This window comes from Pseudomonas sp. KK18 (assembly GCF_037094675.1).
Taxonomy (GTDB): domain Bacteria; phylum Pseudomonadota; class Gammaproteobacteria; order Pseudomonadales; family Pseudomonadaceae; genus Aquipseudomonas.
Map to the genome: position 1 here is coordinate 4,002,540 of NZ_CP146605.1, position 18,673 is coordinate 4,021,212.

Consider the following 18,673-nt stretch of genomic DNA (forward strand, 5'->3'; position numbering starts at 1 on the left):
GTCCGCACGCCCCTGCTCAAACCTTCCAGACACGCCACCACGCCCCTGCAACCATCGACTCCATCGTCCCACCTACGGAGTCGCCCCACCATGTTCCCTACCCTGTTGCCCTTCCTTTTATTCGCTTTTGTAGCCTCCATCACCCCTGGCCCCACCAATATCCTGGTGCTGAGTAACAGCGCACGGTATGGCTTCAAAGCCGCACTGCCTATCGTGCTGGGCGCATGCGCGGGGGCGGCGGGGATTGTGCTGCTGGTAGGCTCCGGCGTTGGCCAGTCGCTGGCGCACTGGCCCCGGGTGCAGGCAGCGATGCAATGGCTGGGGGTCGCCTGGCTCAGCTATCTTTCCTGGCAGATCTTCAGCGCCCCCGCCGAGTCAATCGACCCGGCTGCCGTGCAAAAACCCCTGGGCCTGGCCGGCGCCGCCAGCCTGCAACTGGTCAACCCCAAGACCTGGATGATGGCCCTGGCGGTGGTGAGCGTGTTTGCCGGCAATGGCGATGAACGCCAGAGCCATGTGCTGTACCTGTCGCTGGCGTTCTTTGTGATCGCCTTGCCGTGCCTCGGCGCGTGGGCATTGCTGGGGGTTGGAAGCAGCCGGGTGTTTCGCTCGCCCAAGGCCATGCAACGGTTCAACCGCTGCATGGCGGTGTTGTTGCTGGTCTCAAGCTGGCTGAGCATCTGGGTGTAGACACAACCATTCGTCGGCACTGTCAGTTTTCACAGCTATCCGCTATCGGGGCTGCGGGTGTTTGATTTCCCTTGCCTATATGCACAGCCAGCGCTGTGCGTGACTTCCAGCAAGGAGTGGTCAGCATGCCCAACCAACCGATCGACCCCGATGACAATGCCTCGGTCATTGAAGACCCAGGTGTACCTGTTTCCGACAGCCCCCTGGCCCTCCTTGAGCCCGCGCTCCTGCCGGTGATCACGGCTGAAGACCTGGCCCCGCCCTATTCGGCGTTCCCGCCGGTCTCGCTTGACCAGTATCCCGATGAACCTTACGCCTATGGCCTGGGCATTCGGCATGTTCAGCCCTATGCGTATTTCGTCCTGGAAAAATGGCACACCTGGGCCATCTTCGACGCCTTTGAGTTGTACGTCAATAACGATCTTCAGGTATCTGGTGTCGTCGAGATGGACCAGGATCGTTATGGCATGTACGTCATCGCCGAACGCATGCCTGAAGGTGAAGTGCAAGTGCGCGCGCGGGTACTGCGCGCAGGCAGCGGCCAGGAAAGCACCTCGCCGCCGCAAAGCATATTGATCAAGACCACCCGTCCCGGCGGGATAGAGAACAATGGTGACGACAAATGGCACAGTAAACTCAGCCTGAGTGTCGACGGCTTGCCCGAAAGCAGCACGATCAACATGGACACGATCAGTCGCGGGTTATACGCCGTGATTGCGCCCTATCCGAACGTGCGCAAGAACGACACCATTGAGTTCTATTGGGACGGAATTGAGATCAGGCACCTGGTCACGGCCGCCGAGGCTGGCGGTATCCAGCCGATCAGGGTATTTATCAGCAAGGAAAATATTCTCAAGGGTGGCCTCAACGGCGCACTCACCCTGCGCTTCAGGGTGTTCGATGTGGTTCAGAATTACTCAGGGGAAAAATACCAGTACTCCAAGCCGTATGGACTGGTCGCCGAACTGGACCCCAGCTTAATGAGCGCGCCGTTTTTCCTGGTGGATGACGCGGAAAGCCGGCAAATCGATTACGACACGCAAAGTAATTCACTGTTCGAAATCCTGTTGCAGACCCCACGGGTGACACCGGCCCCGCTGCCCCCAAACCAGGTCACGATTACCCTGACGGCCACACTGGCGGACGGCACGATCGAAGAACTGGTGCTTGATCCTGTCGAAGTCAGGAACGGTCGGGAAGAGATCTTCCCGGTGGACCGCGATTTGATCGAGCGCGTCATCGGCGGCTCGTTCAGGGCTTCATTCGTCTGGCACACCGCCACCGGTGGCCACCTCGGGCAGTCTGGCAGTGTCACCGTGACGGTGGTGGGTACACCGACCTCGATGCCGGCAGTGACCGTGACCCCGAGCGAGTTGGGCCTGATCAACCCGGACGATGATGCGTTTATCAGCATCCCGTCCTACCAGCCCCACGCCTACGACTCGCTGGAAACCCTGGTCATCGAGCAAATTGTTCCAGGGGGCGGTGGAATTCGCTATTCCGACCCGCAACTGGCCGGGGACCAGGGTGGCACGCGCCGGGTTCCAAGCGAAATACTGCAACAGTTCAAGGGGCTGGGTGACGTCGCAGTGTATTACCTGGTCGATGACGGCGCAGACAGCCAGTTGCATGCCTACGGTGCGCTGATTGAACGCAAATCACGGGTGCTGACAGTACGCATCGACGAACGCCTCGAAACCATGCCTGCCCCCACCCTGCAGGGCGCGATTGACGACAACGTTGACCCGGTTGACGTAGTGGGCGACAGCGTGCTGCTGACGCTACCCTATACGGCAACCAGGAGCCGCGACCATATCCAATGGAACATTGTGGGCACGGGCACAGGCGGTTCCGCCAGCGGTTCGGTGACGATCAACGGTGCGACACAGGGCCAGCCACTGGTACTGCCGGTGAGCCGTGCGGTGCTGGATAACAACTTCGATGGCCAACTGCGCATCACCTACAGCCTGGAACGCGAAACCCCGCTGCCGAAACTCACCTTGCGCTCGTTTACAACCCTCCTGACCGTGGGCCGTGGCGTGGAACTGGATGCGCCTGAAGTCGTGGAAGCCGAGCAGTACCCTGACCGGCTTGACCCGCTGGCGGCTCAATCGGGTGCAACGGTGCTGGTGAAATACCGGCGCATGCGCGAGAGCGAATCGTTTTCAGTGAAATGGGTGACGGCCGATCTGCTGGGCAGCACCGTCGAAACGGGTTGGGGCAACCCCGACACCAATGAAGTGGGTGTGCCGATAGAGGCCCGTACCATTGCCAAGGGCATTCGCAACGAGCGTAACCGCATCAGTGTGCAATACAGTTTTACCCGCAGCGGGTTTCTCCATGAGTCGGATACTCTGAACCTGGACCTGCTGCCGTTGAGTGGGTTACCCACACCAACCATCGACGGGGTCGGCAACAGCGTGATCCTGCCGACGAACGAGCTTGTTGCTCAAGCCCGCATCCGTGTGGCGGCCTGGCCTTTGGCCTTTGAAGAGCAGTTCATGTGGCTGCAATACACGGGTACCAACACCGACGGCAGTGCGTTCAACCTGGACACTTTTATCGCCGCCCCTGTTGGAGAAAGCGCCACCCTGGGTGTCTCGCAACCCATACCGTTGGCGGAGCTGCAAGGTCTCAGGAACGAGTCGCACCTGACCATTCGCTTCTGGGTCAGCCTGGCCGAAAGCACTGATAAAAACACCGCAGTATTGTTTGGTGTACGCGAGCATATTATCCAGTCGATCCCCGCCACATTGCCGCGCCCGGCCTTTGCCAATCTGCAGGGCGCCACCTTGACCATCGACCCACAGGACTGGCAGAACAACGCCTATGTGGCGGTGGCCTATAACGAAATGACCGCGGCCCACCGCATCGCCCTCGAGTGGATTTACCCGAACGGCACCATGGCCACCATCCCGGCGCAGAACGGTAACACCAATAAGCGCGTCGACTTTCAGATCAGCCGGGACATCCTCGCCAACAGCGCGGGCAAATTGATCGAGCTCCGTTATATGGCGACGATAGGGACGACTATTGTCCCGTCAGAAACACAGAAGCTGACCGTCAACCGTGTTCCGTCCTCGGCGCTGCCTCGGCCGCTGATCAATGGCGTCCCTACAGGCGGTGAGTTGAACCTCAATAACTTCAGCACCAATGCCACCTTGAGTGTTGCCCCTTGGCCTTTGGCCGCAACGGGCCAGAAGGTCTGGGTGCAACTGACCAGGGCGGGCAGCGCGCCGTTGAATGTGCTGACAAACTACAGCCTGCTGGCGGGAGAAGTATCGACCGGCTTGGTGAACAAGGCGGTACTGCGCACATGGCTGGACGGGCTGCCTAACAACAGCACCATCACCGTAACGTGCAAGGTAACGTTTGATGGCAGCAGCGTTGAATCCACGGCCATTACGTTCCCCACTGCGACCTATACGGTAATTACTTCGCTGAGGATTGATCAGAGTCAAATGAACTTGAACGGTACAAGGGTGCTCACCAACTGGCCCGCAACCGGGAGGGATTGGGCGGGCAATACGCAGACACGAGTAGCCAGCGGAGGGGTTGGTTCTTATTCCTACGCGTCCAGCGCACCTACTATTGCTTCAGTACACTTAACCACGGGAAAAGTAACAGGCAATCGTAATGGTACGGCGACGATCACCGCGAGAGACAGAAATAATATTTCGCGGTCCTATACGGTCGTTGTCTCTAACATCTTCCAACTACAAGTCAATGAAACACACCAGTCTCCTACTGCTGCTATTAACTGGATGAACTCAATAGGAGGACGCCCACTTGTAATAGGCAACAGCGGAAATGGATCGATAATTTCCGCGTTAAGCTCTATATACAACCCTCCTCCAAGACTCAGAGAGTATGGACTTTGTTCATTCAATGGTGATTGGTACAACTTCATAACGATAGGAACCGGACCGCTATACTGGGTGGCTGTGCGCGGGCATTACAACATGTCAGCGTGGTGCATGACTCCCTATTAAAAAATCAAGATACTTAACCCCACAAAAAAAGGAAGCCTCGGCTTCCTTTTTTCTTTACCCCTGTTTCCTAGAAATCGTAACGCACTCCCACATTAACCCCCCACGGCTGATCCACCTTCTTGCCCTGGGCATGTTCAATATCAGCGTGCAGCTTGACGTTCTTCGACACCGACATCGCCACGCCCGCTGCCACTTCGATACGCGAACCGAACACATCGTTGTTGAAGCGCTGGTCGTTCACCTTGACCTTGTTGCTGTGGTTGAACTCATGGGCCAACGCTGTACGCAGGTAGGGCTGCAGCACCCCGCCGCTCTCCAGCTGGATATTCTTGCCACCTGTCACGCCGAGCTTGCCCACCACGGAGGCGGTGCGATCACCCTTGGCCTGCAGGCCATTGTCCAGCTCGTAACTTTGCGCCTGGATAATCGCTGTGCTCAGTTGCGAGTACGGTTCTACAAAGTAACCATCGTCGAGCTTGATATGCCGGCCGACTTCCGCCGATGCGCTCACGGCATTCTGCGTGTAGTTGCCCTTGGCACGCTTGCCGTCGCTCATGGTCACGTTGACCTCGTTGTGCAAGCGGTTGAGCTTGACCACGCCGTCGAAGTACAGCCCGCTCTCGTCGTCGATCCAGGTGGCATAACCCCCCAAGTAGTAGCTGTTGACCTTGCCGCTGCCGGAAGTGTTGGCGCTGATGTCGGACGTGCTGTGACCCGCCATGACACCGGCCATCCACTGGCCATCTCCGCTCGACAATGGCGCATCGGCCCCCAGGCTCAGGCCACGCTGGTTTTGCGTGTAGCCACCACCGTCCTTGTTCCCGGCTACCTCGTATTTGTTGCCGTAGCCACGCATCCAGAACCCGTTGCTCTGGCCGTCGCTGAAGCGCAGTTCACCCATGCGGGTACGCAGCAGGGACATCTCGCCGTACAGCACGGTGGGGGCCGTGTTGAACAACGCCATCACGGTTTTGGTGCTGTTGCTGGTGCCACGACGGTTAGGGTCGAGGTACCAGTCGGTGTCTTCCTTCTTCAGCCCGTAGGAATAGGCGCCCACATCCACGGTGTCGCCGTCCAGCGAGAAGTGCGCATCGCCACCTTCGGTGTGCACCACACGAATCGGCAAGGCACTCGCCAACTCGGAGCCGGTCGCCGCCAACAGCAGGCTGTGGTTGCCCGTGGCAACCCCGTTGACGTTGAGCAAGTCGGTCTGGCCGGTGCTGAAGTCGGTGTGCATCACATAGCTGCCGTCACCCGACAGGCTGTTGACGTCCAACTGGAAGAACTCATCGGCGCCGCCAAAGTGCACGGTGCCGCCGCCCATGATCAGGTCGCCGACTGAACTGTCATCCACCAGCATCCAGTGGGACGCTGAATTGACGCTCAACTCGGCGACGTTCTGCAGTTTGCCGGTGAGCCAGGAGCCATTGTTGAGCTGCAACCTGGCGGTGCTGCCGTCTTCGACCACCACGTCACCGACCAGGAAGCTGCGGTCGACGTTCATGTTGGCGGTGGCGCCGTTCATGACTTCCAGCAGCACACCGTTTGCGCCGGTCAGCGTGGAGCCATTGAGTACATGAATATCAGCAAGGGTGGATTCCCCGGGCCTGAACGAGCCGACCTGAATCGCCGAACCGGTCTTGCCCTCGACGCTCGAGCGGTCGAGGATCAGGCTGCTGGCCAAAGTCGGGTCGTTATCCACGCCCATCTTCACGCCAATGTCTCCACCAACGATGCTGGTATTGAACGCACGGGCCTGGCCATTGAACAGTTCGATACCCACGCCATCATCTGCGGTCGCCTCGACACGCGAATCGGTCAGGTCCAGCACACTGTGGGCACTGGCCGAGGCACCGCGGGTGCTGCCGGTGATGTGACTGTTGACGACCGTGACGCTGGAACCATTGGTGGCGCCCAGGGAACGGGCCGCTGCCAGCCCGGTTCCGTTGTTGTGGGTAACGTTGCTGTTGGTGATCAGCACGTTGCTGCCCGTGACATGAACCCCGGCCCTTCCCGAATCCCGCGCAATGACGTCCGAACCATCGATGCGGATGTCGGAGTTGATTGCGGCAATGTCCCGGGTGCTGCTGCCGGCATTGACAATCAGGGTTGCGGAATTGGCAGTGATTTGCAGGGTGGGCACTCCATGAACCGTCAGGCGGGAACCTGCACGCAATTCAAAAGTGTCAGGGCGCGGGCCAGGCCCCACCGTTTCATCCGGGCCGGTCACGACACGCGCTTCGGACAGCTGCGCCATGAGCATCAGCAGTGTGACGGCCTTGGCCTTGAAGGCAAGGCTTAAGGGAGTTGGTTTGAAATTGAATGGAGCTGACATCTTTACGGACCTCTGGGTTGGCGTTCCTTTACGGAAAAAAACTGGCCGGTTCCGAAAAGCGTGTGGACCCTGCCAATCAAGCGGCGCCCAAGGTACCCAGAGCTGTTCCCAACATCTGTAGGACTAATCCCAAGGTGCTGTGCTGAAAGTGAATGCAGTTTGTAGTCGACCCAACGGCAAAAATGCCAAAGAGGAGCAAGGCTCCTCTTTGGCATTAGGGCTCAAACAAGTATCAAGGAAGCGGGACGGCAGTACCGTCGCAGAAAAAGCCATTCGTTCCACCTATCCGAACCCCGCGAACAAGAGGATGCGCTTCATCGGAAGGTAATGGTCCTTCAGGCAGGTTGATGGTGTACCAGATCCGCGCGGAGCCGGCCAGCCTTGCACCCGAGTTGGGCTGGATGGGTTTGTAGATGGTCTCATAGGGCCCCAGGAGCAACTCGAACCCAGAATTGATCATGGCTTGCGTGAGCGGTATGGAGTCCACACGACCCACTGCTGCCGGGACCGCTACCATTCCTGCATTGTCGCTGTAGCCTTGCCAGTGCAGCGTAACCACCATCCTCAGTTCAAAGTGCTCCGAAGGCGGGATAAACACCACAACGTTTCCGGGAGGATTTTCAGGCCTGAACGTAGCGCAGTTGATCGCCCCTCCGTCCGACAGATGTCGTACCACCGGCGGGGCAAGCTCTTTGAAGTTGGCATTCACCGTCACCGTCGTGTCAGGGGAAAACTGGCGGTTGGTGCTGGCCCCTTGGGCAATGGTGTAGAACACCGTCTTGCGGCCATTGCCATGACGCTCAATGAAGCTCCACGGGATTGAGAGCGGAATCACCTGGCCAGCCGAGGCGCCGGTCACCGGTTGGGTAGCAACGAGTTCGCCCGAATAGTAAAGGCGGATCGTAAAGTCGCTGGCATCCGGTGTGGGTGCCGTACTCCATAACGTTACCCGAGCAATTGCAGGCCGGTTGGCGTGGTCGCGCTCCAGTTCGTCGTCGGGGCCCTCGGTACCGGTTGCGTCCACCCCGTTCACGACTACGGGCAGCAGGTCATCGTTGATCGGGTCCGGGCCAATGGGAGTGGGGCCGACAACAAACAGGTCCAGGTTGACGGTGGTGGTCGGTGTCGCCGGGTTGTTGACAGACCGCCGCCGCACCACATAGGAAACCGTCAACGGCAATAGCCCTCGAGTGGCCCCATACAGGATTTCCAGCACCCTGTACGGAACGTAAACCTCCGCCGGGAAACGGCTGTTGCCCAGTGGCTGGGCCTCCAAGTTAACGGTGGTGATGCTTGTCCTCAATGTGACGAGGAATTCATCTCCATCGACGCCGCGCAGAAAGTTCGTATATTCAGGAATACGCACGATCATGCCGCCGTCCAGCGCAACGTCCGCCCGATCAATCAATACATCGCCGGGGGGAGAGGTTCGGTCAACCAGGGGGGCCAGCAGGTTCTCGGGCGCTGGAAACAGGCCCACGTCCATCTCGTAGGCAGTCGAAAGCCGCGCCCAATTCCCTGCCGCGTCGAACAACTCATACCGCAAATTGCGCAGGCCATCCGGATTGGCGTCAACCACGGATAATGGCAATGGAAAGCTCAGGTCCGCAGGCAGATTCCAGCGTGGCGAAGGATCGGGCGGGTTGGGTGCATAGGGCGTATCGGAGCCATTATAGTAAAGATACGCCCAATCGCCGTCTGCCCGACCATGCGCCACATAATCCGGGATCGTAAACACTGCAGACTCATTGGGCTTGCTTTCAAAGTAGTCGCGGTCGGCAGGTGTCGGCAGGTCGGCAGGCGGAATCGGCGCCGGCGGTGCATCGGGGGAAATGGCATACGGTGGTGTCAGGTCAACGACAATGGTCTGCGGATCTGATTCGGAATGGTTGTCAACGCCACGTACGTAAATTCCGTACTTGATTTGGTACCGCCCCGCGGGCCGCCGACCTTGAGCAATGTTCACCACTGTCTCAGGCCCTGGGGCAGCAACGGTGAACCTATAAATGGGCTCGCCCCACTCGGTGTCATCGAAATTTTTCCACCAAACACTGACTTGATCGTCAAAAAACGGATGGGTATCGGCGTCAGGCCATAGTGGAATAGAGAAATTCAAATTCTCACGCAGGTTGTACTCCCGTGAAAGCAATCCAGGGTAGCCAGGCACCTCACCTTCAAGAATACCATCAGCCAAGGCGTCATCACTCGTATTGGCACTTCGATTCTTTGCATAGTTACGGATAAAGTCGAGCGTGTCCTTTTTCATTACGTGTCTCCAGATATTAAGACGAATTACATCTCACCCACACTTCCCTACCATTGACGTAGCCGTTCGCGTCGCGAGACAAAGCGCTTGCACGCCTATCACACGCCGACTATTCCCTGCACAACAACAAATACATCCAGTCCTTTAATCTTTGACCAACGTTGCCTTTCCATCACTGGTGCAACTAATGACATCCCCGGGTTTACAAAACCCACCCGTTGGAAAGGTCAGGTCGACACGGATGTGTCCGCTCCCCTTGACGTCTGGCCGGGAGTCACCCACCTTGCCCAGGTTGCGCCACACTTCGAAACTGGCGACAGCTGAACCGTATTCGCGCATAGGCTCCAGGGTCCGGTCGAACGGTTCCACCACAACTTTAATACCGTTATCAATATGGGGTTGCAGCACCTGGATGGTTTCTTCGTATTCAGTGCCAGCAATAGGATCAACCCAGTTATTACGCGCATAGCCTTGCCAGTGAAAACGCACCTCGTCGTTAAGTTGCAGGCCGATATTGCCCGGAATCAACCAATGCACGCCATATAAAGGCGAAGGCGAAGAACAACAGGTCACATACTCGCTAGTCAGGGTGTGCTGAACTTGCGGAGGAGTAAAATCAATCAGCGCCGTCACATCGACATTCACAAAAGTTGGCGGCGACTGTTGTTCGTTGACCCCATTACTGGTGAGGTAATGGACCGGCAGACGTGGATTGACCGTCCCCTCGATCAGATTCCAGGGAATATCGGTAAACCACACCAACTGCCCTCCTACCTCCCCCAACTGCACGGGATGGCTGGCCACCGGGCCAACACCGTTCCAGAACAGACTGAGCAATTGACCCGCAACCGGATCTGCAAACAAGGGAACATATGCCTGGGCAGCCAGCCCACGATCCAGATGATTGAGCTGATTGGGAGTCTTGGAGCCGCGCCCTATCACCGTGACGCTGGCCAGGGTCGGGTTAAGCAATGCGGGCGCATTGGGATGGTCCTGGCCGGCAATCGTCAGGTCGACATTGAACCGTTCCGATAAGGAACGAAATGGAGGCAGGGCTCCGCGAATGATTTCGTAGCGCACCACCGCCGCTTCGGGAACCAGTACAGGCGCAGGCCCCCTGAGGGTCAGCCATGGAATTTCCACATCACAAGGAAAGCTCAGTACCGGCTGCGGGACTGTCGGACGGGCATTCCAATAGGCGATTACCTGGTCCCCCGGCGCCCAATCGTCGTAGGCGGGGTCAATGCGCATGAACACGCCACGACGTGCATCATCGCGCTTGATCAGGCCGTCGTCGTATGCCGGTGGCCGAATTTGCGGACGCGGCAAGTTGCTCGGCAACGGCGTCAGTGCCAGCTGAAACAGCAGTCCGGCACTCTGGCTGCTGAAATTGCCTGCCTCGTCAAAAATGCGGTAGAAAATATAGGCGTCACCGTTGTTCAACCTGCGAAAAATATCGGGGTCCACGTAAGCAACCAGCGGGTCTGAGGCTAACGCGATCACGTACTCGGCGTCCGCCGCGCTTAGCGGCGGGTTATCCCGGTTGGACAGGTAGAATTCAATCCGGTCCCTGTCCGCGCGCACGGTGTAGAACGGAATATTGAACGCCACCGGCACGTTATCGAGCAGGTATTGCTCATCGACGTTCGGGGTCGGGGCAACTACAAAATCCACAGTATCCAGAGGGTTCAGTAACTCAGGCGAGTCCAGATCGATGGTGAGTGTTCTCCTGGGATTCAGCACACTGACGCCGCCAAAGGAGTCCTGAACCGTGTAGTAGAGTTGCGCGGTGCCGGAGCCCTCATCAGTCAATCGTGACAGGGGCACCTCCAGTGAGATCACCGCTGGCAAAGGGGGTGGCGGGCCAAACACCTGCCGCGAATCAACCTCCTCATCGACACCCGCCCACACCCAGCGGAGGCGCACGATGTGCGGCTCATCCAGCAGCGGCTCGGGTCGCGGGTTCCACATCGGAATGTTGACCTGCAGCGGGCCCTGCAGGCGCGAGCGCGGGATCACGCCCCGGGGGTCACCACTGTCGACGCCGGGTATGTCCATCGGGTCCAGCAACACAGTGCCCCCGTCGTCCGCGCCCAAGGGTTTGATCAGGTAAGTGGATTCAGAGACGTCAGACATGGGTTTAATCCTCAACACGGTGGACAGTGGCCTGCCGGCAGGCGGCGTGTGTATACCAAGTGGCGTTGAGAGAATTAAGCGCCCGATTCCTCCAGCCGGATACTGTCAGAATTAACAGGTAGCCCCCTCCATTCGTCGCTTTTTGCTCGGCCTTGCTGCCAGGGCGGTTACTGAGCAGCGCTTGACGAAATTTCCTACTTGGTGTTTCCTGAAACCGGTTTCAGCAATTGGTTTCGCCTTGGAACCCAGATAAATCCAATAAGAAAGGCCGCCGCCGTGACTACTTTTTCCGCCGCCCAACGCAGCCGCGTGACCATGCTGGACGTCGCCGAGCGCGCCGGTGTGTCCAAGGCCAGCGTGTCGCGCTTTATCGGCGACGACCGTGCCCTGCTCTCCGATGCCATCGCCCTGCGCATCGAGCAGGCCATCGATGAGCTGGGCTATCGCCCCAACCAGATGGCCCGCGGCCTGAAACGCGGGCGCACCCGCCTGATCGGCATGCTGGTAGCCGATATCCGCAACCCCTATTCGATTGCCGTGATGCATGGCGTGGAAACCGCCTGCCGCCAGCACGGCTACAGCCTGGTGGTGTGCAACACCGACCGCGATGACGAGCAGGAGCGCCAGCACCTGGCGGCCCTGCGTGCCTACAATATCGAAGGGTTGATCGTGAATACCCTCGGCCATCACCTGGACCAATTGCTGGAACTGCAACGGGAAATGCCCCTGGTGCTGGTGGACCGCAAGGTCGAACCGCTGCACAGCGACCTGGTAGGGCTGGACAACCGGGTAGCGGTGCGCATGGCCGTGGAGCATCTGGAACAACAAGGCTATCGCGACCTGCTATTGGTGACTGAAGCCACCGACGGCACCAGCTCGCGGCTTGAGCGCCTGGACAGTTTCAAGGCGGAGATGACCAACCGTCCGACGTTGACCGGCGCCGTACTGGAGTTGGATGGCGAACTGGAACAGCGTCTGCAAAAGTTTCTAGGCAAATCCGGCCCCAAGGCGTTGTTCTGCGCCAACGGAATCGCGGCACTGGCGTGTACCCGCGCATTGAAAAACCTAGGCTGCGACCTGTTTGATGACGTGGGCCTGATCGCCCTGGATGACCTCGACTGGTACCCGCTGGTGGGCAACGGCATCACCGCCCTCGCCCAGCCCACCGAGGCCATCGGCGCCAGTGCGTTTGACTGTTTACTCAAGCGTTTGCGCGGCGATACCGAGCCGACGCGCACCCTGGATTTCTTGCCACAACTGATTATCCGGGGCTCGACCCAATCCCTTGTGGGAGCTGGCTTGCCTGCGATAACGGTTTCTCCGGCGAAGCAGTAGGCGGCTGACCGCCGCCATCGCAGGCAAGCCAGCTCCCACACGTTTATTTTGCGAATAAAAATGAAACCGGTTTCAGAGGTCCACAACAATGCATAAATACCCCGTCTCCATCAGCCTTTCCAGTTACGGCGCCGACCTGGTCCGCCAGCAAGGCCAGTTGAGTTTCGTCGAGGTGCTGGCTGCCGCCGGCGCGCAACGCATCGAATGGCGCGAAGAGCTGCTGACCACCGAACAACCCCATGAGCTGGCGCAAGCTGCAGCCGATCAAGGCCTGGAGTGCGTGTTCTCATCGCCCCTGGAACTCTGGGTGGCCGGTCGCTCACAGCCCAATGCCGAACTGGCCGTCACCCTCGACCGCGCCCAGGCATTCGGCGCCCGCTGGCTGAAAGTCTCCCTGGGCTATTTCACCGACACCAACGACCTCGACAGCTTGAGCGCCCTGCTCAACCGGCATCCGGTCAAGCTGCTGGTGGAAAACGACCAGACCCTGCACGGCGGGCGCATCGAGCCGATGCAGCGCTTTTTTAACGAAGTCGAGCGGTTGGCGGTGCCGGTAAAAATGACCTTCGATATCGGTAACTGGCAATGGCAGGACCAGTCGGCGACCACCGCTGCACGCCTGCTGGGCCGCCACGTGGATTACCTGCACTGCAAGGCCGTGGCCCGCCGCGCCGACGGCAAGCTGGTGGCCCTGCCGCCGGGCGCCGCCGACCTGCATCTGTGGGAACAACTGCTCAAGCACATGACTCAAGGTATTACCCGGGCCGTGGAATTTCCGCTGCAAGGCAATGACCTGGTGCAGGTCACCGCCCAGCAGGTCGCCGCCCTCGCCGTCCTCGGCCAGCCACGCGTGGAGAACGCACATGTCTGAGATCGATATCCTGTCGTTTGGTGAAACCATGGCGATGTTTGTCGCCGAACAGACCGGCGACCTGGCCCAGGTTGCCCAGTTTCACAAGCGTATTGCCGGCGCCGACAGCAACGTTGCCATCGGCCTGTCACGCCTGGGCTTCAACGTCGCATGGCTGAGCCGCGTGGGTGCCGATTCCCTCGGGCGCTTCGTGGTGGACACCTTGCAGAACGAAGGCCTGGACTGTACCCATGTGGCGGTGGACCCGCTGCACCCCACGGGTTTTCAACTCAAGTCCCGCGAGGAAGCCGGCGATGATCCGCAGGTGGAGTACTTCCGCCGTGGCTCGGCCGCCAGCCATCTGTCGGTCGAGGCGATCAAGCCTGAGCTGTTGCAAGCCCGGCACCTGCACGCCACCGGCATTCCGCCGGCGCTGTCGGACGCCACCCGCGACCTGTCGCGCCAGTTGATGACGCAAATGCGCGAGGCCGGGCGCAGCGTGTCCTTCGACCCGAACCTGCGCCCGTCCCTGTGGGCGAACGAGCAACGCATGATCAGCGAAATCAACGCCCTCGCCTGCCTGGCGGACTGGGTGTTGCCGGGCTTGGGCGAAGGCCGCTTGCTCACCGGTTTTGAAGACCCGGCCGACATCGCCGCGTTTTACCTGGACCAGGGCGTGGAAGCCGTGGCCATCAAGCTCGGGCCCCACGGCGCGTATTACCGCACCCAGCTGGACCAGGGGTTTGTCGCCGCCGTGCCAGTGGCCAAGGTGGTCGACACGGTCGGCGCCGGCGATGGATTTGCCGTGGGCATGATCAGCGCGTTGTTGGAAAACCTGAGCTTCAGCGAAGCCGTGCAGCGCGGCAACTGGATCGGCAGCCGCGCGGTGCAGAGCCGTGGCGACATGGAAGGCTTGCCGTTCAGGACCGATCTGCCCCACACCCAGAAAGCCGGTTAATCAGCATCACCGAGTTACCTGTTGCCACAACTACAACAAGCTCAGGAGCAACCTTATGGAACCGTTGAAACTCGCCACCCGCCGTTGGTGGTACATCATGCCTATCGTGTTTATCACCTACAGCCTGGCGTACCTGGACCGCGCCAACTACGGCTTTGCCGCCGCCTCCGGGATGGCCGAAGACCTGATGATCACCCCGGGCATGTCGTCATTGCTCGGCGCGCTGTTCTTCCTCGGCTACTTTTTCTTCCAGGTGCCCGGTGCGATCTACGCGCAGAAACGCAGCGTGAAGAAGCTGATTTTCGTCAGCCTGATCCTGTGGGGCGGCCTGGCCACCCTGACCGGCATGGTGTCCAACGCCTACATGCTGATCGTGATCCGCTTCATGCTCGGGGTGGTCGAAGCCGCCGTGATGCCGGCGATGCTGGTGTACCTGTGTCACTGGTTCACCCGCGCGGAACGCTCGCGGGCCAACACCTTCCTGATCCTCGGCAACCCGGTGACCATGATGTGGATGTCGGTGGTCTCGGGCTACCTGGTGCAGCATTTCAGCTGGCGCTGGATGTTTATCATCGAAGGTTTGCCGGCGGTGCTGTGGGCGTTTATCTGGTGGAAGCTGGCGGATGAAAAACCCGCAGACGCCAAATGGCTGAGCGCCCAGCATAAAAAAGACCTGGAAACTGCCCTCGCCGAAGAACAAGTGGGCATCAAGGCGGTAAAGAACTACGCCGAGGCCTTTCGCTCACCCAAGGTGATCATCCTGGCGCTGCAGTTTTTCTGCTGGAGCATTGGCGTGTATGGCTTCGTGCTGTGGCTGCCGTCGATTCTCAAGGCCGGCCTGAAAATGGACATGGTCGAGGCCGGCTGGCTCTCGGCGCTGCCGTACCTGGCGGCGGTGATCGGCATGCTGGCGGTGTCCTGGGGCTCGGACAAACTGCAAAAACGTAAACGTTTTGTGTGGCCACCGTTGCTGATCGCCTCCATCGCGTTTTATGCGTCCTACGTGCTCGGCGCCGAACACTTCTGGTGGTCGTACACCCTGCTGGTGATCGCCGGGGCCTGTATGTACGCGCCTTACGGACCGTTTTTCGCAATCGTCCCCGAGATCCTTCCGGCCAACGTCGCCGGCGGCGCCATGGCGCTGATCAACAGCATGGGCGCCCTCGGTTCGTTCGGCGGTTCGTATCTGGTGGGCTACCTCAACAGCAGCACCGGATCGCCCGGCGCCTCGTACTTGCTGATGAGCGGTGCGCTGCTGGTGTCGGTGGTGTTGACGATCTTTCTCAAGCCCGGCGCCAGCGACCGCGAACGCGCCCCGCTGCAATCCCTTGAATTGAAGGTAAAGACCTGATGAAAAAGTCTGTCGTGCTCTACAAGAAACTCTCTGCACCGCTGATGGCCCGCCTGCATGAACAGGCCCAGGTCACGCTTATTGAATCGCTGGATGAAAGCGGCCTGGCCAAACTGCGTGAAGCCTTGCCGACCGCTCAGGGCTTGCTCGGTGCCAGCTTGCGCCTGGATGCCAAACTGCTGGATCTGGCGCCAAACCTTGAGGCCGTGGCCAGCGTGTCGGTCGGTGTCGACAACTACGACATCGACTACCTGACCGAGCGCGGCATCCTGCTCAGCAATACCCCCGACGTACTGACCGAAACCACCGCGGATACCGGCTTCGCCCTGATCCTGGCGACCGCCCGGCGAGTGGTGGAGCTGGCCAACATGGTGCGCGCCGGCAACTGGAACCAGAACATCGGCCCGCTGCATTTCGGCAGCGACGTGCATGGCAAGACCCTGGGCATTATCGGCATGGGCCGGATTGGTGAAGCATTGGCCCAGCGTGGGCACTTCGGGTTTGGCATGCCGGTGATCTACCACAGTCACTCGCCAAAACCTGCAGTGGAGCAACGTTTTGACGCGCAATACCGCAGCCTGCCGGACCTGCTCCGGGAAGCCGACTTTGTGTGCCTGACCTTGCCGCTGACGGCTGAAACCGAAGGGTTGATGGGTGCCGAAGAGTTCGCGCTGATGGGCCCGGAGACGATCTTTATCAACATCTCCCGAGGCAAGGTGGTGGACGAGGCGGCACTGATTGAGGCGTTGCAACAGCGCACGATTCGTGCGGCGGGGCTGGATGTGTTTGTGCGGGAGCCGCTGCAGCATGACTCGCCGTTGTTGCGTTTGAACAATGTGGTGGCGACGCCGCATATCGGTTCAGCGACTCATGAGACGCGGGAGGCGATGGCCAAGTGCGCGGTGGACAATCTGCTGGCGGCGCTGGCCGGTGAGAAGCCGAAGAACCTGGTGAACCCAGCCGCCTGGAAACACTGATTCCTGAAGCACCACAGAAGCCAATGTGGGAGCGGGCTTGCTCGCGAAGGCGGTGTGTCAGCCACCGAATGCATCAACTGATACACCGCTTTCGCGAGCAAGCCCGCTCCCACATTTTTTTGATCGCATTTCAGATCAGATGACGAATCTGGCCACCATCCCGTTCAAATCCACCGCCAAGCGCGACAGCTCATGGCTGGCCGCGCTGGTCTGGTTGGCACCCGCCGCCGACTGCGTCGCCAGGTCGCGGATGTTCACCAGGTTGCGATCCACTTCGCGGGACACCTGAGCCTGTTCTTCCGACGCACTGGCGATCACCAGGTTGCGCTCGTTGATCAGGCTGATGGACTGGGTGATCTGCTCCAGGGCCACACCGGCAGCCCGCGCCATTTCCAGGGTGCTTTGGGTGCGCTGGTTGCTCTGCTGCATGGACTGCACCGCTTCACCCGTACCGCTCTGGATGCCGGCGACCATTTTCTCGATTTCCTGGGTCGACTGCGCCGTGCGATGGGCCAGGGCCCGCACTTCGTCCGCCACCACCGCAAAACCACGCCCGGCTTCACCGGCACGCGCCGCTTCAATCGCCGCGTTGAGGGCCAGCAGGTTGGTCTGCTCGGCAATCGCGCGAATCACATCCAGTACCTTGCCAATGTCACGGCCCTGGGTGGCCAGGCCTTCGATCAGCACCGAGGTGTTTTGCACGTCCTGGGTCATGGTCTGGATCGCGCCGACGGTTTCCACCACTCGGTCGCGCCCTTCCCGCGCAGCCTGATTGGACTGGCTGGACGCCTCGGAGGTGGACACCGCGTTGCGCGCCACTTCTTCCACGGCGGCCGTCATTTCGTTGACCGCGGTGGCGGCCTGGTCGATTTCGTTGTTTTGCTGTTGCAGGCCTTTGGAGGCTTCTTCGGTGACGGCGCTGAGCTCTTCAGCGGCGGAGGCCAACTGCGTGGCTGAGCCGGCGATGTGCTGGATGGTCTGGCGCAGGTTGTTCTGCATCGCGGCCAGGGCGCCGAGCAGGCGGGCCGGTTCGTCCTTGCCGTCGACTTCGATGGGTTTGCTCAGGTTGCCGCCGGCGATGGATTCGGCAGCACTGACCGCCTTTTGCAGCGGAGCGACAATGCTGCGGGTCAGCAGCCACGCCAGCAACACCGTCATCAAGGCTGCCACCACGGCGACGATGATGATCCCGGTCACAGCCTGGGAATAACTGCCTTCGGCGGCGACGTTGGCCTGATCGGCCCCGGCGCTGTTGATGGCGATCAGTTTATTCAACTGCTCGCCCATCAGGTCGGTGCCGTCCTTGATCCGGGTATTGATCAGGGTACGCATCTCCTCGACCTTGTTTTGCTGCGACAGCGACATCATCTCGGCCTGGGCGGTCAGGTAGCTGTCGAGGGTCGCGGAAAAGGCTTTGTAGACGCTGGCCTCTTCGCCCTCGGCAGGCAAGGCCGAATAGGCGGCCTGGGCCACCTTGACCTTGTCCACCAGAATGGCCGAGCGCTCCTTGGCGTCCTGCACGGCGGCCGGCTCGCGGTTGATCAGAATGCGGAAGGACAGGATGCGCAGGCGCAACACGTTTTCGGTAATGTTGCCAAGGTACTTCACGCTGGGTAACTGGTTGGTTCCCATGTCGACCGAGGCCTGGCGGATCAGCGTCATGCGGTTGACCGCAAACACCCCCAGGATAACCACAAGCAACGCAATGAACGCAAAACCAAGGAAAGCTCGGGGGGCAATATTCAGGTTACGGAGGGACATAGGTGCGCTCTCAGAAGTAGTG

11 protein-coding genes are annotated in these 18,673 nt (G+C 59.8%); 7 read left to right on the top strand and 4 right to left on the bottom strand.

From position 1 onward, the window contains the following. Positions 1-90 precede the first annotated feature (90 nt). Both V6607_RS18155 and V6607_RS18160 read left to right on the top strand, forming a co-directional pair. Positions 91-690, top strand: coding sequence for a LysE family translocator (locus V6607_RS18155; RefSeq protein WP_134326775.1), 600 nt, complete (start codon positions 91-93; stop codon positions 688-690). A gap of 125 nt (positions 691-815) precedes the next feature. Then, the gene (locus V6607_RS18160) at positions 816-4,682 is read left to right on the top strand and encodes an Ig-like domain-containing protein (RefSeq protein ID WP_338739615.1); all 3,867 of its coding nucleotides are present in this window, start codon (positions 816-818) and stop codon (positions 4,680-4,682) included. 67 nt (positions 4,683-4,749) lie between these two features. Here V6607_RS18160 and V6607_RS18165 read toward each other — a convergent pair whose 3' ends face one another. The 3 genes from V6607_RS18165 to V6607_RS18175 all read right to left on the bottom strand — a co-directional run bounded on the left by V6607_RS18165 (position 4,750) and on the right by V6607_RS18175 (position 11,419). Further along, positions 4,750-7,017 carry an autotransporter outer membrane beta-barrel domain-containing protein gene (locus V6607_RS18165; protein WP_134326777.1) on the bottom strand — a complete coding sequence of 756 codons (2,268 nt, stop codon included), beginning with the start codon at positions 7,015-7,017 and terminating at the stop codon, positions 4,750-4,752. A gap of 232 nt (positions 7,018-7,249) precedes the next feature. After that, positions 7,250-9,283, bottom strand: a complete 2,034-nt coding sequence (locus tag V6607_RS18170) for a hypothetical protein (protein ID WP_087694387.1) — start codon at positions 9,281-9,283, stop codon at positions 7,250-7,252. A 144-nt stretch (positions 9,284-9,427) separates the two neighbouring features. After that, the gene (locus tag V6607_RS18175; RefSeq protein ID WP_338739619.1) at positions 9,428-11,419 is read right to left on the bottom strand and encodes a hypothetical protein; all 1,992 of its coding nucleotides are present in this window, start codon (positions 11,417-11,419) and stop codon (positions 9,428-9,430) included. Between the two features lie 276 nt (positions 11,420-11,695). On the opposite strand from V6607_RS18175, the gene V6607_RS18180 reads away from it, so the two are divergent. The 5 genes from V6607_RS18180 to V6607_RS18200 all read left to right on the top strand — a co-directional run bounded on the left by V6607_RS18180 (position 11,696) and on the right by V6607_RS18200 (position 16,890). Beyond that, complete coding sequence (locus V6607_RS18180; RefSeq protein ID WP_134326779.1) at positions 11,696-12,754, top strand: LacI family DNA-binding transcriptional regulator; 1,059 nt, start codon at positions 11,696-11,698, stop codon at positions 12,752-12,754. An 88-nt stretch (positions 12,755-12,842) separates the two neighbouring features. Next, the gene (locus tag V6607_RS18185) at positions 12,843-13,625 is read left to right on the top strand and encodes a TIM barrel protein (protein WP_134326780.1); all 783 of its coding nucleotides are present in this window, start codon (positions 12,843-12,845) and stop codon (positions 13,623-13,625) included. Continuing rightward, complete coding sequence (locus V6607_RS18190) at positions 13,618-14,562, top strand: sugar kinase (protein WP_003214077.1); 945 nt, start codon at positions 13,618-13,620, stop codon at positions 14,560-14,562. Before V6607_RS18185 ends, V6607_RS18190 begins: the two co-directional genes overlap by 8 nt. A 55-nt stretch (positions 14,563-14,617) precedes the next feature. Then, entirely contained in the window at positions 14,618-15,913 is a 1,296-nt protein-coding gene (locus V6607_RS18195) for an MFS transporter (protein ID WP_003214078.1), read from the top strand. Then, a complete protein-coding gene (locus V6607_RS18200; protein ID WP_134326781.1) occupies positions 15,913-16,890 on the top strand; it encodes a D-glycerate dehydrogenase in 978 nt (325 codons plus the stop codon). The genes V6607_RS18195 and V6607_RS18200 overlap by 1 nt, the downstream gene beginning before the upstream one ends. Before the next feature lie 135 nt (positions 16,891-17,025). Here the strand turns inward: V6607_RS18200 and V6607_RS18205 are convergent, their stop codons facing one another. Further along, the gene (locus V6607_RS18205) at positions 17,026-18,651 is read right to left on the bottom strand and encodes a methyl-accepting chemotaxis protein (RefSeq protein WP_003214083.1); all 1,626 of its coding nucleotides are present in this window, start codon (positions 18,649-18,651) and stop codon (positions 17,026-17,028) included. Positions 18,652-18,673: the final 22 nt, after the last annotated feature.

What these genes read in the sequence shown, in the direction of transcription:
- V6607_RS18155 (WP_134326775.1), top strand. Translation starts at nt 91, where the DNA reads ATGTTCCCTACCCTGTTGCCCTTCCTTTTATTCGCTTTTGTAGCCTCC.
- V6607_RS18160 (WP_338739615.1), top strand. Translation starts at nt 816, where the DNA reads ATGCCCAACCAACCGATCGACCCCGATGACAATGCCTCGGTCATTGAA.
- V6607_RS18165 (WP_134326777.1), bottom strand. Translation starts at nt 7,017, where the DNA reads ATGTCAGCTCCATTCAATTTCAAACCAACTCCCTTAAGCCTTGCCTTC.
- V6607_RS18170 (WP_087694387.1), bottom strand. Translation starts at nt 9,283, where the DNA reads ATGAAAAAGGACACGCTCGACTTTATCCGTAACTATGCAAAGAATCGA.
- V6607_RS18175 (WP_338739619.1), bottom strand. Translation starts at nt 11,419, where the DNA reads ATGTCTGACGTCTCTGAATCCACTTACCTGATCAAACCCTTGGGCGCG.
- V6607_RS18185 (WP_134326780.1), top strand. Translation starts at nt 12,843, where the DNA reads ATGCATAAATACCCCGTCTCCATCAGCCTTTCCAGTTACGGCGCCGAC.
- V6607_RS18190 (WP_003214077.1), top strand. Translation starts at nt 13,618, where the DNA reads ATGTCTGAGATCGATATCCTGTCGTTTGGTGAAACCATGGCGATGTTT.
- V6607_RS18195 (WP_003214078.1), top strand. Translation starts at nt 14,618, where the DNA reads ATGGAACCGTTGAAACTCGCCACCCGCCGTTGGTGGTACATCATGCCT.
- V6607_RS18200 (WP_134326781.1), top strand. Translation starts at nt 15,913, where the DNA reads ATGAAAAAGTCTGTCGTGCTCTACAAGAAACTCTCTGCACCGCTGATG.
- V6607_RS18205 (WP_003214083.1), bottom strand. Translation starts at nt 18,651, where the DNA reads ATGTCCCTCCGTAACCTGAATATTGCCCCCCGAGCTTTCCTTGGTTTT.